Here is a 16,047-nt window from a genome sequence, read left to right on the forward strand (position 1 = left end):
GAAAATCGAGTTATTGAGAGTGAGTGTGAGATCAGTGTCAAATTCGGATCAGGTATTCGGCGTTGACCCGAATGTTGCAAAACCGCTGGCGATTGCATGTGAGGTACTGATCGCCGAGTATCGATCGTTAGTAAACGATGCCCAACACATCAAGCAGTTTGGAGGTTTCGGTACTCTGAACTCCGGTCTTGCTCTCCAAGGAAAATTTCAAGAAAAGGCATTTGGTAGTCCAGACTCATTGGTGAATGCGTTGGAAAGTCACATCGCCGCAGTCGATGGCATGCGCGCGTACTTTCAGAAGTGCATCGACAATGCAGTAACACAAGAGCAAACCAATGTTGACTCTCTCAGGGGTGTGGGTCAGACCAACTGAATTATGTTCATTATCGGACGGGATTGACACATATTGCCATACTATGTTCAACAGCTATCAATTGCAGTTCCTGTTGAACGAATTGTCAATGGTGATTCCGAAGAACGAGCAAGAAGAACAATCGATCCCGATCTGAAAACTGCGGCGGAATCTGCAATCCGTCGGCATGGATATCTCTGGTTCGTTGGAGATTGAATGTGGTCGCGCCCTGTTCGATAGGAGAAGTTACGACCCGCGCAATCGTCGGGCGGCAGCAGTCGGCCTGAAGGGAAGCGAACCTGACAGTGCAATATTGCCGGCGATAGTTACGTCGCCTTATGCGTCCATGTCCTCGACTTCACCCCGGCGGGAACCATGACAATCGGGTATCTGTTCTGGCGGTCCAGGCGCGAGGCGACAGAACTGTGCAGCAACTGACTCATCGCGGAAATCGGACCTCGTCGCGGCGCCCCGATCACGATGGTGAACGCGTCGTACTTCTCCGCCGTCGACACGATGAGATCTGCCGGGTCATCGTGCTTGCAGTCGTATGTCCACTTGCCGGGGTGAGATGTCAAAGCAGAGAGTGCGCGTTCACGTTGAGTGATCATCGCGGAATTGAGACGTCTCTCGAACTGAGGTGAATCGGTTTCCACGGGTTGGTCCTCGGCATCGATGCAGTGAACGACATGAAGTGATGCATCTTCCGCGGTGGCCAGCGAGAGGGCAAAGTCCAGTACGTCACCGCCCGACGGTTCGCTGCCGATGCCCACCACGACATGGCGTGGATTGGCGATGCCTGTTGCCGGACTCTCGAGGTGGAAGGTGTGCTCGGGGTGTGGTCCGTCATGATGCTTCTTCATCGCGAGTTCTCCTTAGCCAGGCGAACGAGTCTACGAATTCGGAACTTTGACAACTACTTTACGGCTGTCGCCACTGCGTTTCCCGAGGCGGATTCCGCAGGCGAGGCCGTGGGACGGTATAAACGTCCTATGAGTCTTGACCCCGCGATTGCAGCAAAACTGAAGCGAAATGACGCCGGACTGTTCAGCGCAGTCGCGCAGGAAAAGTCCACAGGCGATGTGTTGATGGTCGCGTGGATGGACGACGAAGCACTCGCTCGCACCTTGGAAACCCGTAAGGGAACGTACTATTCGCGTTCGCGTCAGCAGTACTGGGTCAAGGGGGAGACGTCGGGCCACACCCAGTATGTCCACGAAGTTCGCCTCGACTGTGACGGCGATTCAGTCCTTCTGATCGTCGATCAGGAAGGCGCTGCGTGCCACACCGGCACACACACATGCTTCGATACCGACGTACTGCTCGCTGCAGAGTAGGAAAACTTTACCGAAGGGGAGCATTATGGCCGCGACGAAGACTCCGCAACCGCTCGACTATTCGTTTACCTCTCCGATCGAGAAGGACGGCGCGTTTGCGACGTATCTGACCGTGCCGGGGTCGGCGGAACTGCTCGGTACCCGGCGAGCAGTCAAGGTTGTCGGCACGCTGGACGGTGAGCACCCCTTCGAAGCGACCTTGATGCCCTCAGGCGACGGACCGCATTGGTTGCCGCTGCGGGTAGCGCTGTGCAAAGCGATCGGTAAGAGCGCGGCAGGCGAAGAAGTGTCGGTTCACCTGCAGCAGCGTTTGAGCTGACTTTTGCCTTGATGAAGGAGCGTCATGGTCGCTGAAGCAGTTGACTCTTTGTCATTGGTAACCCGGCACCTGAGCGGGGTCAGTGGCGACGAGGGGACACGATCGCTCCACATGTCGCGTGAACTCGCGGCTCCGATCACGACGGTGTGGTCGGCAATAGCCGACTTGGATCGCATTCCACAGTGGTTCATGCCTGTTTCAGGCGACGCCCGACTCGGTGGTCGCTATCAACTCGACGGCAATGCCGGTGGTGAGATTCTGGCGTGCACCACGCCGCACACACTGAAGATCACCTGGGAATACGGCGGTGACGTCAGCTACGTGACGATCAAATTGATCGAAACCTCCAGCAGGGAAACACTATTCGATTTCGATCACACTGCCGATGTCGACCCGGATCGTTGGAGTGAATACGGGCCAGGTGCCGTTGGGGTCGGTTGGGACATGGGATTGCTGGGATTGGCGCAACACGTCGAACAGGGAACCAACACACCGCTGGAGACGCCGGAGTGGTCGGCAAGTGACGAAGCCAAGGCATTCATGGCAGCCAGTAGTGAGTTGTGGGCTGACGCCGTGATTGCTGCCGGCGACGATCCTGCGCAGGCGCGAGCCGCCGCCGCACGAACAACCGCTGCATACACCGGGTAGAGATCATCTCCGCGGACTAACATCGGAATAGTCTGGTTGTTGCGGGACTTCCGCGCCACGAGCGGAGACAACGATGGTGTACCGGCTCATCGAAAGTGCGACGGTATTCGTTCACTTCAGCTTCATTCTCTACGTGGTCTTCGGTGGTTTCGTGGCGTGGAAGTGGCGTCATACAATTGTTTTTCACCTCGTCGCAGTCGCGTGGGGTGCAGGTTCGGTCCTGATCGGATATGACTGCCCGCTCACGCATCTCGAGAACTGGGCCCGTCGGATGGCGGGAAGTTCCGAATTACCGCCCGCAGGGTTCATCTCTCACTACATTGCCGGCGTTTTCTATCCGGTCAGTATCGAAGCGATTGTCCAGGGCGTTGCCGCGACAGTGGTCGTGGGTTCCTGGGTGGGATACGTCTTGCTCGGACGGCATGTGAAGTCTGCGTCGGTGGGGGCGCAGCCACGCCGTTGATGGTGTTTTCAGGCGAGTCCGGTCTCCCACGTGAAGCCGTCCGGATCGGTGAACGGCGCCCCGTCACCAGTGATGATGATTCGACGCGATCCGGTGCCTTCGGGTGCGACGCCGGCATCTTTGGCCAGGGCCTTCCGGCCGTACAGGGCAACCGTGAGCTTTTTCGGGGGAGCTGTGAACTGGACGTACTTGCGTCCGTAGCTTTTCGACACCTCGAGACCGTGATCGACGTAGAACTGCTTACTGGCCTTGACGTCCTCGACGCCGAGCAACAGCACGAGATCTTCGATCTCCCGGGTCGCTGGGCCGGTGTTCTTCTTCGACGACGTTGCCACTTTCCAGGTTGCGCCGTCGGGTGCCTGTACAACACCGCCGTATCCCCAGAACGATTTCTTGACGGGCTTCAACACTGTGGCGCCGGCTTCGAGGGCCGCATCGACGAAGGCGTCGACGATGTTCGGCTGCGACACGACAAGCGAAAGCGTGTGGCCGCGGAACCCTGTTGTCGGTGTCTCCGACGCTCGTACACTCACGCGGTCTCCGACGCCGAAAGCATCGTAAAAGGATTGGGCGGCTGCGGTATCGGGGACTTCGAGGATCACGGACTCTGCGGTGGTCATCTTGGCGCTCCTCGTTGATATGCGAGCGGACTGGGTATCACGTGGTGAATTCATGTCTGTAACGGTAGTTTCGGTGCGGCAACCAACGCTTCTCGATTCCTGATCGGTTTTGTGCGCGCTCCGGGCTGCTACGGGTTTGCCTGGATATCAACAGATCTGGTGTGGGTGTAGAGGTCGCGCAGCAGGGCGACCTCGGACAGATGATGGATCAGCTCGCGGTGGATGTGCAGCACCAGATCGGCCATCGCCAATTCGGGGTACGGCTCCTTCGCTCCGACTGGTTCCCGCAGTCCGCTCTCGCCGAGACTCCGCACTCCGGCGAGCCAGATATCGAGCTGCGTCTGGAGTTGCTCGAGCGCCTCGGCCCCGGTGCCGGCATACTCCCAGGTCTCGTACGACGCGGCGGCAGCGCCGAAGTGTGAAGCATTCCGCGCGGCAAGCACACCGACAATGACGTGGCCGAGTCGCCACGCGATTGTCGTGAAAGGCGGTGGGACCGGCTCGGGAAAGGCGAAGTCGATCGCGAACTCTCCAGCGCCGACATGCATCGGTGCCGTCGACTGGCCGCGAGGACGGATGCTCCAGGCATTGGGCACCGGGGACCAGAAATACTCGTCGTCGGTGAGACCGACGAGTCGAGTTTTGATCTGATGGTTCCAATGGAATTCCCACTGCTCGCGGAGCGTACGATTCCAGTCGAATTCAGTTGCGTTCATGTACTCACTCTGCCTGCGTCGCTAGCTACGTGCGTCGGAGAGCAATCACGGGAATAGTGCGGATTCCAGCCGTCTTCTCTGCGTACTCTGCAAAACCGGGATACCGCTTGGCCTGCTCGTTGAAGATCTTGTCGCGTTTGTCGCCGGTCACGTCGCTGACAGCAACCGAGTACTTTTCGGTGCCGACTTCGATTTCGGCGTGGTCCGTTGCAGTGAGGTTGTAGTACCAATCCGGATTGGTGGGGGCGCCGGCTTTGGACGCAAAGACGTAGATGGTGTCGGGGTCTTCCTCATCGGCCAGGTACATCATCGGGCTGACGAATTCACGTCCGGACTTTCGGCCTCGATGGTGGACCAACACCATCGGTGCGCCTTCGAAGGGGCCTCCCACATGACCTTGATTTTCTCGGAATTGGGCAATGATGTCTGCGTTCCAGTCGTCAGTACTCATCGTCGTCTCCTGGTTGGGACTGTGGGGGTTTCGATAACAAAATCTTGGCACACCTTGGGATGCGAGGGGTTGTGTTGAGACATACTTGATCTATTATCTACGCATGAACGCAGATAGTCAGGTTTGTAGGCGGAAGCTTCCCGACGATCAGGTGGACCTCGTCGTCGAGGTGTTTCGGATGCTCGCTGACGCGACGCGTGTGCAGATTCTCTGGGCGTTGGTCGATCGAGAGTGCTCGGTGAACGAACTGGCGGAGCGCGTCGGAAAGCCCGCGCCGTCAGTGTCGCAGCACCTGTCAAAACTACGGATGGCTCGATTGGTGCGAACCCGTCGTGAAGGCACCACTGTGTTCTACCGCCTCGAGAACGACCATGTGCGCCAACTGGTTACCGACGCAGTCTTCAATGCCGAGCACGCCGGTCCAGGCTTGCCGGGGCATCACCGCACCGCCGGAGAACTCCGTGAGATACATCCTGAGCGCGTGCCTCGCGGAAATGAGGAGGAGGGGGCGTCATGACGCACGAACGCACTGTTGGTCACGGCCACGGCCACGGCCATGGCCATCCTCGCGGTGGTTTCCGGTCTGCCGTGCGTGATGTGTTTGCGCCACACAGTCATGACGCGGCCGACAGTGTCGACGACGCTCTCGAATCGAGCAGGATCGGTATCCGGGCAGTCAAGATCAGCTTGGTGGCGTTGGGAATCACTGCTTCGGTGCAAGTGGCGATCGTTGCGATCTCCGGGTCGGTGGCGCTGCTGGCGGACACCATTCACAACTTTTCGGATGCGCTTACCGCGATCCCGCTGTGGATTGCCTTTGCTCTTGGACGACGAGCGGCAACGCGTCGATATACCTACGGATTTGGCCGTGCCGAGGACTTGGCCGGACTGTTCGTCCTGGCCATGATCGCGCTGTCTGCGGTGGTTGCCGGTGTCGAGGCAGTTAGGCGGCTCATCAACCCGATCGAGATCGATCATCTGGGATGGGTTGCTGCCGCAGGTCTGGTGGGCTTCGTCGGCAACGAACTTGTGGCGTTGTACCGGATCAGGGTCGGTCGGCAGATCGGTTCCGCCGCACTGGTCGCCGACGGATTACACGCTCGGACAGACGGATTCACGTCATTGACAGTTCTGCTCGGTGCCGGGGGAGTTGCGTTGGGATTCCCGCTTGCAGACCCGATCATCGGACTTGTCATCACCGCTGCCATAGTTGCCGTGCTCCGCAGCGCCGCTCGTGACGTGTTGCGACGTCTCATGGACGGCGTCGAACCGGAGTTGGTGGACGACGCTGAAACCGCTTTGCGTGCGGAACCCGGCGTTCTCGGGGTTCGCGGCTTGAAGATGCGGTGGATCGGTCATCGGTTGCACGCAGATGCCGAACTCGATATCGATCCATCTGCGAGTCTTGCGGAGGCCCACGCGATTGCGCACAGCGCCGAACACACATTGACGCACGCGGTTCCGAAGCTGCCCTCAGCGTTGGTTCATGCGTACCCCGCTCACACTACGCTCGACAGGCACACAACAACATGACCACTTTGTTCTGAATATCCTGTTCACTAGGGGTTTCCTCGGTACGCTACGAAGCGTCGATCGGACGTATCTCACGCCGCCACGGAACGGGGAAACCAGTGATCGCTCGGTACAGAAGGTCGCTCGTCGCCCTGATAGTGGTGTCATTGACGGTGGCCTTGGCTGCCTGCGCAACGGGTGATCCGGTATCTGGTGCCGGCGCCAATTACGGATCGGACGGGGCGCCGGCCGACTTCCGGGAACCGATCAAACTCAGTAGCGTGGACGGTGTTCTCGAGGTGCGATTGTCTGCGCACCAGGGATCGGTGCCGCTTGATACTGCGTCGGGAACAGTGTCGGACTTCTTGCTCTTCGGATACGACGTCATTCGTGGCGCAGCGTCTGATGGGTCGAGTTCCGGAACCGATGTGTATCCGGCTCCGACATTGCGGGTTAATCCTGGCGAGCGTTTGATTGTCCACTACGACAACGACTTGCAAGATCTCACGATCGAGGACTTCTACGATCCCGCATTCACTCCGGCGGGTGGTGAAGTACCGATCTATCCTCCGGTGCTGACGTCTGCGCCGCTCAATCTGCACACTCATGGCGTGCACGTCAGTCCGGACGGTAATGCCGACAACGTGTTGCTAAACATTCCCGCCGGGCAGGGGAATGTTTACGACTACGCGATTCCCGGAACGATGCCCAACGGTTTGTACTGGTACCACAGCCACCGTCACACGCTCACTGCTCAACAGACATATATGGGACTCGCGGGACTGCTGGAAATCGGCCGCCCCGATGGGAATTTGCCGATAGTGACGGCCAATGACATACCAGTTCGCGATATGGCACTGCAGTACAACTTCATTTTTGACCGCAAAGGCCTGGGCCGAAAACTCAATGACGCGATGTGGCCACAATTTGTCAGCACTTTGGATCCGCCGACGGGTCAGGAACTTGCCGACGGCTCCTACCGCCCGAGTCTCGCGCCGGTGAATTTCTCGGAAACCACGGAGGGCTCACAGTATTTCACCAACTGGTACAGCGGGCCCTTGTCACCGGCCAACCATCGTGGGCAGAATCAGTTTGTCCCCGCAAATCTGCAGAGTTTCGTTGGCGAATCGACGAACGTTCCGGCCGATCTGTCGCTGCCGGACAATCAACGCGATGTGCAGTACACCGTGAACGGGCAGTTCCAACCTTCGTTGAAACTGAAGCCGGGTCAGACCGAAATCTGGGTGCTCGCCAATATCAGTGACTTCGCATACATGCCGGTTACGTTGACGGAAACCGCGACAGGCCACCATCCGCGGTTCGCGATAGTGGGTCAGGACGGAAACCCGTTCTCCGAGGTGAGGCCGCCGGTGGACGGTGACGGAACGAGGCTCGTGATTCCGCCGGCGTCGCGATACGCGATCGCGGTGACGATGCCGGAGTCCGGTGATCTGGTGCTGGAAATGCCGCCGCTCGACGGTGCACAACCGGTGAGCAATCCTGGCATTCTCTACACCAACAACGGCACCGATAATCCTCCTGCCGAGCTCGGAACCGTCACCGTCGACCCGTCGGTGATCAGTTACGCCGACGGATTCTTCACCTTCCCGACCCAGCAGCTGATTCGGGCAACGCCAGACGAAGGTGAAGGCAAGACAACACCTTTCGAGTTCGGTCAGAAACTTGATGCCTACACGTCGTTCGTGGATACCGCAGCAGTGAGTCCCGATGTGACCCGCAACCTGACTGTCTCTGGTGGATTCGGAAACAACAAGGCCAGTAACAGTGACCCGAAAGCCTTCACATATGAGTTCGCCGACAACACCTTCCCGAACATCCCCCTGATTCAGCCGCGGCTGAACTCCGTCGAGGAATGGACAATTACCAACCTCAATAATGACGAGCATCCAATGCATATCCACGTCAATGACTTTCAAGTGATGGAGGTTGTGGATCCTGTTGCCGGGACCACAACCGGGGTGCAGCAGTGGGGGATCGACAACGTCAACGTGCCTGCGCCTGTGACGGACGAGAATGAGAACGCGCTCGTACCGGCGTCGGTGACGCTGCGTACCAAGTTCACCGAATACACGGGGACCTTTGTGATCCATTGCCATCGCCTCAATCACGAGGACAACGGTTTGATGGCGACGGTGAACGTGATTCCCGAAGTGTCGACGTATGCGGTTGCGGTGCCCGGCTCGCCCGGCGTGCCTGCGACCGTGCAGATCTTCGACGCGAACGGCGATACGTTGCTGACAACCGTGACGCCATTCCCGTCGTTCGAGGGAACCCCGAGCGTGGCGATGGCAGACGTCAACGGTGACATGGTGCTCGACCTCATCGCTGGAACCGGCGCTGGCGGTGCACCAGAAGTGGTGGCGTACAACGCGGTCGACGGGCCGCCGTTCACCGACGAACTGGCACGGTTTGCTCCTTTTGATGCAGGTTTCCGTGGTGGTGTCAACGTTGCCGGCGTCGATATCGACGGAAATGCATTGGCGGACAACATTATCGTGGCCTCCGGCCCGGGTATGGAATCGCAGGTCAAGATCTACTCCACCGTACTGCCGACGGACAAGAAGTCGGCGCCGGTCGAATTCGGATCGTTCATCCCATATCCGGGTTCGAGCAGCGGAGTCACCATTGCCACGGGAATGGTCGACGCGCATTCCGGCCGGGCGAGCATCGTGACTGCTCCCGGACCCGGCGACGAGCCGTTGGTGAAAACGTTCCGGTATGACCTGTACGAGCCGACAGCAGCGGCCGGAAAGACCGACGAACATGCAGGACACACAGGTGGGCCGGTGGCGACCTCGCAGTTCTTGGCATTCGATCAGAGCTATCGAGGTGGGGTATCACTGTCGACCGGTTGGGTGGCCGGTGCGGAAGGCGGCGCGAAATCCATAGTCGCCGGGATGAACGGCGGAGACGGAACGGTGCGAATCTTCTCGAGCGGATCACGCCTCGACGGATCACCTGGGATGTATCTGGAAAGCCCCGACCACCACTCAACCGACGTTGCCTTTCGGGAGATCGCGTCCTTCGATCCGTTCGAGGGGCCCTCCGGCGTGAGCGTTGCGACTACCAGCACCACAACGGGGGCGGATTTGCTGATCAGCGGTAGCAGCGGAGCGAGTGCCGAAGTTCGGAAGTTTTCTTTGGGACGTGCAGATCCGTCTGCGACGACGCTAACGCCGAGCCTGATCGGAACCATGCCGCCGTATGTGAATGGGATCAGAGTGTTGCCGCTAGGAGGTCGCTAGTGCTTCGGTCGAACATCGAATGCTGTTGTATGTCAGAAGTTCTCGAGCGTAGATCTCCGGAAACCTGTCCGAAATGCCCCTTGAATCGAATGAATGTTCGAGTATACTTGTGGCAAGGGTGGGGAGGCCTTTATGACTACGGTGAGCGATTCAACTGCAGTGGGGGATGTTGTAGCGGGTTCCGCGACGGGTGTGCGCGCCATGTTGTGGCGGTTGCGTCCGTCCGAGGTTCGAGACGTTGCAGTCTGTGTATCTGCGGAAATTCTTCGGTTGGAAGCGATTCGGGTTGCCGTGGTCGACGCGTTGGCGCTCAATCCGGATGAGCAGGTGCTGTGCTACCGCGGTGTGGGGCGGTGGCTGGCGGCGAACACGATGCTGCAGAACGCGGCCGGTAACAAGATCGCTGCCCTCGGTGCCGCGCTGCGGGAGTTCCCCGACATTGCTGCCCAATTCGAGGCCGGGGATCTCTCGCTCGATCATGCGGCAATGATCGCCTCGTTCTGCGAATCACCACCAAAAGGCATGCCCGACAGAGCGTTGCCTTCCTGCATGAAAACCCTGCTCGCTGCGGCATCCGGTGTGGAGGCGACCACTATCAAACTCCGCTACGCGATTGCGGTTCTGGAGCGGATTTTCGAATCCGACCAGGCACCGCCCGGTGAGGATGATGACCTCAATGTCTTGCGGATTGCGCCGACGCTCAACGGTCGGGTCGCGATCAAGGGCGATTTCGATGCACTCACTGGTGAAATGTTGTTGTCGGCTCTCTCGGGTTTGTCGATGCCGAAACCGGCTGCCGACGGAACCCCGGATCAGCGGTCGGCAGCCAAACGCACCGCCAACGCCTTCACGGAACTGATTCGCCGGTATCTCGACAATGCCATGACCGGTGTTGATGGTGGTCAGCGTCCGCATGTGAATGTGCACATCACCGCGAAAGATCTTGCTGAGCATCGGGACTGCGCCACCATACGCAGCGAATCCGATGACGACGAGCCTGATGTCGAGGATCTTGATGTCGGGTACATGCCGTGGATGGGACCACTGAGTGTGAGCCTGACCCGGATGCTCGCCTGTGACTGCATGCTCTCCACCGTGTTGATGGACGGCAACGGGGCACCGTTGGATGTGACCCCGCACAAACGCCTCGTCACACCCGAGCAGCGGACTGCGTTGATTGCCCGGGACAAAGGCTGCGCCTTCCCGAACTGTGATGCCGTACCTGCTTGGTGCGACGCGCACCATATAAAACCCTGGTCAACCGGAGGCTTGACGGTGATGGACAACCTCACCCTCCTCTGCCGTAGCCACCACCGATTGATCCACAGCACCAGCGGGTTCCGCGGGATCTGGGAAATCAAGATGGGTACCGATCACAAACCTTGGTTCATCCCACCAGCTGCGATCGACCCGAAACAACGACGCCGCCGGTCCACCACCCGCCAAGGCCCAGTGCATCGAGACTGAAACCGGCTCTGCCGGAACTGAATACCGTGTGAGAGCTTCGCATCACCAGGAAAGACGATGCGAAGCCCACACGCATGCGCAGCTCCTGAAGCAAACACGCACGGGTTCGCACGGCATATTCGTGGTGAGGGCCAAAGCGGGTAAGTAGGATTCCGCTGATGATGGGGAGGGACCGCTTTGCGTTCAGTGCTGCTGCGTGGTGCAGTGCAATCAGGGCAGCGACCAGATCTGTGTAGTGACGAGATAGAACACCACAACCCAGAACACTGTCACCGCTGCGACGATCGCCAAACCCTGAGCATTTATTTTCGCCGCGGGAACATCGGCCGGCGGACGCAACCAGCGACTCAGCAGACGGTTCACGTAATAAGGCATCGTGAAGAAACTCATGATGAAGCTCGAGAGAAGGTTTCCCACCAACAACCCAAGCCAGAGCGGCATTTTCAGTGGTGACAATGCCAAGGTCAGCAAGACGACAGTCGGGTACAGGCCAACCCACACCGCGATCGCAGTCTTGGTGTCCGATGGTGGTGGGGCTTCGTTGCCGTTCTCGTCGAACGCAAACCAACTGCCGAATGAATTGTCGACGGTGCGCAATTCGAAATCGTGGAACCTACGCCCCTCGGCAAGGAGTTCCTGACGTTCGGGGGAGGTCAGCCAGGTATCGAGATGGGCGGCGCTGTCGAAGCGGTAGAGAGTGGTCCATTCGTCTTGGACTCCGTCGACGGGTCGGAAAAGTTCGGTGCCGCGGAATCCCTCGAACGTGCTTTCCACCTCGCGCAGGCGGTCTTGCCAGGCAAGGAATTCCTCGATGTTGTCATCACTGACTCGGTGTGACACGACAACGGTGAGAAGTGGATCGGGTGGTTTGATCCCGCCACTCACTACCTGTTGGGTACCGGGTCCGTCGAAGAATTGGCGGCCGCGCTCGAGGAAATCCTGACGTGTCGCGCTGTTGATCCAGGCCTGAACATGAGCGATGGAGTCGAAGCGATACACGATTACCCACTCCGGGTGGATGGCCGTCGGCGCGGACACTTCGGTGCCCAGAAATCCGGCGTAGCCCGCGGCAGCCCGGTTGAGGTCCTTTTGCCAGACTTCGAACTGCTCTGCCATTCCGGCGTGTACCCGCTGACCGATGATGACTGTGGCGATGTTGTCGGCGGATGTTTCCGCGGTCATCGGTTCAACCCCGTGTAGATCCGTTCAGGAGTGAGGGGAAGCGACCGGAATCGGGTGCCGGTCGCGTTATGCACAGCATTCGCCAGGGCCGGGGCGACCGGGTTGATGCAGCACTCCGCCATGCCTTTCGAGCGGAGTGGGCCGACGGAATCAGCCGAATCGACCAATATCACCTCGGTGCGAGGAACATCTGCATACGTGGGAATGCGATAGTTTCGCAAGTTCGGGTTCATCATCGCGCCGGCTGCGTCCACATGAAAGTTCTCGGTGAGAGCAAAGCCGATTCCCTGCGCGACGCCACCTTCGATTTGCCCTCGAACTTGTGCGGGATTGATGATCACACCAGCGTCGGTCGCATGAACGCTGGAGAGTATCCGGATTTCGCCGGTTATCCGGTGCACCGCGATGCGGAAGCCGTGAGTATTGGACACCACGCTCCGCGGCGATCCGTAGGCCTTGCGGGCCACGGTAAATCGGATCCCGCGTTGCCTCGCGGCGTCGAGAACTTCCTGCAGAGTCAATCGTGTACTTGCGCAGACGATCTTGTCGTCGTCCATCGAGCACTGATCGACTGCAACGCCAGTGTGGTGTGCGGCAAAGGCAAGTAGGCGATCTCGCAACGCATTCGATGCTCGCAAGACAGCGTTTCCGGCTACAAACAGGCCCGCACTGGCAAAAGCGCCTGTGTCGAAACCGGTACGGTCGGTGTCCGACTGGATGATTCGCACGCGGGACGGTGTGGTTCCCAACTGATTCGCGGCGATCTGGACGTGAGCGGTGGACGTTCCTTCGCCGAATTCGACTGTGCCGATGGCAAGTTCGTACATACAGTCGTCGCCGAGCGTGAGCCACGCCTCCGAGATGTGCTCAGTGGGTGGGGCGGTCTCGTGTAACGAGCTGGCCGTGCCGGTACCGATGAGCCAGTCCTCGCCGAGAGATGGGACCGGCGTGCGATCCAAAGCGGAGTCCACCAGGTCGATGCACTGGCCGAGTCCGTCTTCGGTGAAGATGACGTCATCGGGTCCGTCCTCGAGCGCCACAAGTGAATCGCCTGGCCGCACGATGTTGCGTCGGCGCAGTTCCAGCGGGTCCATGTTCAACGCGAGTGCGAGTTCGGTCATCGCGGACTCCACGGCAAATGCGGGCTGAGTCATCCCGTAACCGCGCAGGGCTCCACTCGGAACGTTGTTCGTGTAGACGGAATACGCGTCGAACTTCTTGTTTGCGCATCGGTACAGCGAGACGGCAGCTCCGCCGGCGAACAACGTTTCACCGCCGTGGTTTCCGTAGGCGCCGGTGTTGGAGATGTTTCGGTACTGAAATGCGGTCAGCGTCCCGTCCGCCGTGGCGCCCAATTTGATGGTCAATTTCATCGGATGTCGCGGAGATGCGGTGGTGAACTCCTCTTCGCGCGTGAACTCGAGGCTGACGGGTCGGCCCGTGTCCAGTGTTGCCAGTGCAACGAGGTCTTCCGTGATCACCTCTTGTTTTCCGCCGAATCCGCCGCCCACCCGTTTGCAGAACACGCGAAGCTGATCCGGGCGCAGATCGAACAGGTGGGAGAGTTTGACCTTGGCAATCGACGGCGACTGCGAGCTGGTGCGCACGTGTAGGCGTTCGTCTTCCATCCAGGCGATGGAACCGTGCGTCTCGAGGTGCGCATGTTGGACCCGGGGCGAGAAGTACGTGCCTTCGTGGATCACGTCCGCCGCTGCAAACCCGGCTTCCACGTCGCCGACATGCCCATGGATCTCGAGCAGGATGTTGTGCTCGGGGTCGCGGACAAACGGGTCGTCCGATCCGTGCAATGGCGGGGCGCCATCGGCCATCGCCTCCTCTGGATCGAAAACAGCCGGGAGAACCTCGTACTCGACCACAACTCTGCGACGACCTTCTTCGGCTGCGGCAATGGATTCGGCAAGTACGGCTACCACCCGCTGCCCGACGAAGCGCACCACGTTGTCGAGAATGTAGGTGTCGTCGGGATCCACAAGGTGGTCGGTATGGATAGCCGTCGTGAAACGCTTGCGCGGCACGTCTTTCCAGGTATAGACGCGGTGCACTCCAGGAACGGCGAGCGCAGCAGCAGTGTCGATCGAGGCGATGCGCGCGTGGGCGTGCGGTGAATGCAGCACCTTCAGATGCAGCATCCCGCCCGTCGATGTATCGATCGTTGTATCCATCGTGAACTCGGCGCGGCCGGTCACGATATCGGTAGCGGCGGGTGCGCCGACGCTTGTCCCTACTGCTTGCCCGGGTAGTGCGACCTCGATCGCGCTGACTCCGTTGACCGCGTCCTCGATCGCTCGATAACCGGTGCAGCGGCACAGGTTTCCTTTCAGGGCGCGCGGCAGGTCGTCCTTCTGATCGTCGGTCAATGCTGCCGCCGTCATGATCATGCCGGCGGTGCAGAAGCCGCATTGAAATCCAGGCGCGTCGCGGAACTGCGCCTGCATCGGGTGCAGATTCTCCGGAGTGCCTAGGCCTTCGATAGTCGTGACTTCCCGACCTTCGGCTCGAAAGGCGGGGGTGATGCAGCTGTGGATCGGAGCGCCGTCAAGCCAGACGGTGCAGGCTCCACAATCGCCCCCGTCACATCCTTTCTTGACGCCGTGATGGCCGAGTGTCCGGAGGAAGGTACGGAGACACTGCCCGGCGAATGGCTGCTCGCTGAAGATCCTGCCGTTCACCACGTAGCTCATAACCGGTCCTCGCTCAGTTCCAGGCGCAGCTCCTCGGCGTAATGCCGGGCGAGGTGAAGGCGGTGGTCAGGGGTGCCGTTCGGGTCGTCGAACCAGGCAGCTTCAGGAATGGCATTGATGACGTGCTGCAGAGAATCGCGGTCCGGGATGGTGGCAAACGACAGTTGGATCGGTCGGGTTGTTCCGGCGGTGATGGTGAGCAGGAGATCAGTAGTCCCCGGTGTCCGAGTAGCGATCATGAAGATGGTGGAACGGCCGAGGTGCGTGAGACTGAATCGGCGGTGGGCGTGACGTTTGGTGAGCGCGTGAATCGGAATGTCGATGCTACGAAGCACCTCGCCCGGTTCGAGGATGTTCTGGTGGTCTCCGATCACAAAATCGGCGGCGTCGACGATTCGTTCGGTGCCGTCGGTGGACCACAGCGTGTATGTCGCCTCGAGTGCGACGCACAGCGTGATCATCGGGCCGGCGGGCAGCGACATGCAGATGTTCCCGCCCACGGTTGCGCTGTTCCAGACTTTGAACGAGGACAGGAAGTACTCACAACTGATACGACAGAGTTGAGCGGCCGGCCAATCACCCGGCGCTACAAACGTATACAGGTCGTGGATCGTGCAGGTTGCGCCGATGGTGAGACCGGTCGCGTGTGTTTCCAGCGGCGTCCAGCCCAGCGTTGTCAGATCGACAAGGCGATCCAGATCGGGCTGTTCTGCTGAAAACAGCCATGTACCACCGGCAAGCCACGCGTCGCCGACCCGCCAGATCGCACCGGGGCGATCCGGTGGTCGCCGAACTACGTCGTTGATGGTGGTGAGGTCCATGCGTCGTGCTCCCCTCGGGGAAGTGACATACCGGACTGCGACATTACCGAGTACACGAAGCGCATTCACATGTTTCGGGTATTTCAGACCAATCGGAATTAAGTCCAACTGGTCGGTGCATGCGATTTCAGATTTTGGGTACGTCTGAGTACGGGGCGGGTTCCGCCTCTTGCATTTTGCGAGCTCGGATA

Annotated in this window: 16 protein-coding genes; 9 read left to right on the forward strand and 7 right to left on the reverse strand. The window is 59.5% G+C overall.

Going from position 1 to position 16,047, the window contains the following annotated elements; genetic code table 11:
• Positions 1-34 precede the first annotated feature (34 nt).
• Positions 35-373, forward strand: coding sequence for a hypothetical protein (locus tag FEZ60_RS12125; RefSeq protein ID WP_172936152.1), 339 nt, complete (start codon positions 35-37; stop codon positions 371-373).
• 305 nt (positions 374-678) lie between these two features.
• Here the strand turns inward: FEZ60_RS12125 and FEZ60_RS12130 are convergent, their stop codons facing one another.
• On the reverse strand, positions 679-1,215 hold the full coding sequence (locus FEZ60_RS12130) for a universal stress protein (protein WP_172936153.1): 537 nt from the start codon (positions 1,213-1,215) through the stop codon (positions 679-681).
• A 129-nt stretch (positions 1,216-1,344) separates the two neighbouring features.
• Between FEZ60_RS12130 and hisI the strand changes: the two genes are divergently transcribed.
• From hisI to FEZ60_RS12150, 4 genes are all read left to right on the forward strand, one after another.
• Entirely contained in the window at positions 1,345-1,689 is a 345-nt protein-coding gene (hisI, locus tag FEZ60_RS12135) for a phosphoribosyl-AMP cyclohydrolase (RefSeq protein WP_033230902.1), read from the forward strand.
• 25 nt (positions 1,690-1,714) lie between these two features.
• The gene (locus FEZ60_RS12140; RefSeq protein ID WP_172936154.1) at positions 1,715-2,008 is read left to right on the forward strand and encodes a DUF1905 domain-containing protein; all 294 of its coding nucleotides are present in this window, start codon (positions 1,715-1,717) and stop codon (positions 2,006-2,008) included.
• Positions 2,009-2,032: 24 nt separating this feature from the next.
• Positions 2,033-2,656 (forward strand): SRPBCC family protein, encoded by a 624-nt coding sequence (locus tag FEZ60_RS12145; protein WP_172936155.1) that lies wholly within the window; start codon positions 2,033-2,035, stop codon positions 2,654-2,656.
• A gap of 73 nt (positions 2,657-2,729) precedes the next feature.
• Positions 2,730-3,119 carry a DUF2784 domain-containing protein gene (locus FEZ60_RS12150; RefSeq protein WP_095886452.1) on the forward strand — a complete coding sequence of 130 codons (390 nt, stop codon included), beginning with the start codon at positions 2,730-2,732 and terminating at the stop codon, positions 3,117-3,119.
• 8 nt (positions 3,120-3,127) lie between these two features.
• On the opposite strand, the gene FEZ60_RS12155 is transcribed toward FEZ60_RS12150, so the two are convergent.
• The 3 genes from FEZ60_RS12155 to FEZ60_RS12165 all read right to left on the reverse strand — a co-directional run bounded on the left by FEZ60_RS12155 (position 3,128) and on the right by FEZ60_RS12165 (position 4,906).
• The gene (locus FEZ60_RS12155) at positions 3,128-3,739 is read right to left on the reverse strand and encodes a glyoxalase (RefSeq protein ID WP_172936156.1); all 612 of its coding nucleotides are present in this window, start codon (positions 3,737-3,739) and stop codon (positions 3,128-3,130) included.
• A gap of 128 nt (positions 3,740-3,867) precedes the next feature.
• Positions 3,868-4,455 (reverse strand): DinB family protein, encoded by a 588-nt coding sequence (locus tag FEZ60_RS12160; RefSeq protein WP_095886450.1) that lies wholly within the window; start codon positions 4,453-4,455, stop codon positions 3,868-3,870.
• Between the two features lie 25 nt (positions 4,456-4,480).
• Positions 4,481-4,906 (reverse strand): nitroreductase/quinone reductase family protein, encoded by a 426-nt coding sequence (locus FEZ60_RS12165; protein WP_033230896.1) that lies wholly within the window; start codon positions 4,904-4,906, stop codon positions 4,481-4,483.
• 103 nt (positions 4,907-5,009) lie between these two features.
• Between FEZ60_RS12165 and FEZ60_RS12170 the strand changes: the two genes are divergently transcribed.
• The 4 genes from FEZ60_RS12170 (at position 5,010) to FEZ60_RS12185 (ending at position 11,151) form a co-directional block, all read left to right on the forward strand.
• The gene (locus FEZ60_RS12170) at positions 5,010-5,423 is read left to right on the forward strand and encodes a metalloregulator ArsR/SmtB family transcription factor (protein WP_172936157.1); all 414 of its coding nucleotides are present in this window, start codon (positions 5,010-5,012) and stop codon (positions 5,421-5,423) included.
• On the forward strand, positions 5,420-6,439 hold the full coding sequence (locus FEZ60_RS12175) for a cation diffusion facilitator family transporter (RefSeq protein ID WP_172936158.1): 1,020 nt from the start codon (positions 5,420-5,422) through the stop codon (positions 6,437-6,439). Before FEZ60_RS12170 ends, FEZ60_RS12175 begins: the two co-directional genes overlap by 4 nt.
• A 98-nt stretch (positions 6,440-6,537) precedes the next feature.
• Positions 6,538-9,684: a multicopper oxidase domain-containing protein gene (locus FEZ60_RS12180; RefSeq protein WP_172936159.1), complete on the forward strand. Its 3,147-nt coding sequence runs from the start codon at positions 6,538-6,540 to the stop codon at positions 9,682-9,684.
• Positions 9,685-9,816: 132 nt separating this feature from the next.
• Complete coding sequence (locus FEZ60_RS12185) at positions 9,817-11,151, forward strand: HNH endonuclease signature motif containing protein (RefSeq protein ID WP_172936160.1); 1,335 nt, start codon at positions 9,817-9,819, stop codon at positions 11,149-11,151.
• 210 nt (positions 11,152-11,361) lie between these two features.
• On the opposite strand, the gene FEZ60_RS12190 is transcribed toward FEZ60_RS12185, so the two are convergent.
• The 3 genes from FEZ60_RS12190 to FEZ60_RS12200 are packed head-to-tail and all read right to left on the reverse strand — an operon-like array spanning position 11,362 to position 15,856.
• Entirely contained in the window at positions 11,362-12,333 is a 972-nt protein-coding gene (locus FEZ60_RS12190) for an antibiotic biosynthesis monooxygenase (protein WP_045070134.1), read from the reverse strand.
• Positions 12,330-15,035 (reverse strand): molybdopterin cofactor-binding domain-containing protein, encoded by a 2,706-nt coding sequence (locus FEZ60_RS12195; protein WP_045070132.1) that lies wholly within the window; start codon positions 15,033-15,035, stop codon positions 12,330-12,332. The genes FEZ60_RS12190 and FEZ60_RS12195 overlap by 4 nt, the downstream gene beginning before the upstream one ends.
• Positions 15,032-15,856 (reverse strand): FAD binding domain-containing protein, encoded by an 825-nt coding sequence (locus FEZ60_RS12200; RefSeq protein WP_033230890.1) that lies wholly within the window; start codon positions 15,854-15,856, stop codon positions 15,032-15,034. Before FEZ60_RS12200 ends, FEZ60_RS12195 begins: the two co-directional genes overlap by 4 nt.
• Positions 15,857-16,047 lie beyond the last annotated feature (191 nt).

The organism is Rhodococcus sp. MS16 (genome assembly GCF_013277795.1).
Lineage (GTDB): Bacteria > Actinomycetota > Actinomycetes > Mycobacteriales > Mycobacteriaceae > Rhodococcus_F > Rhodococcus_F globerula.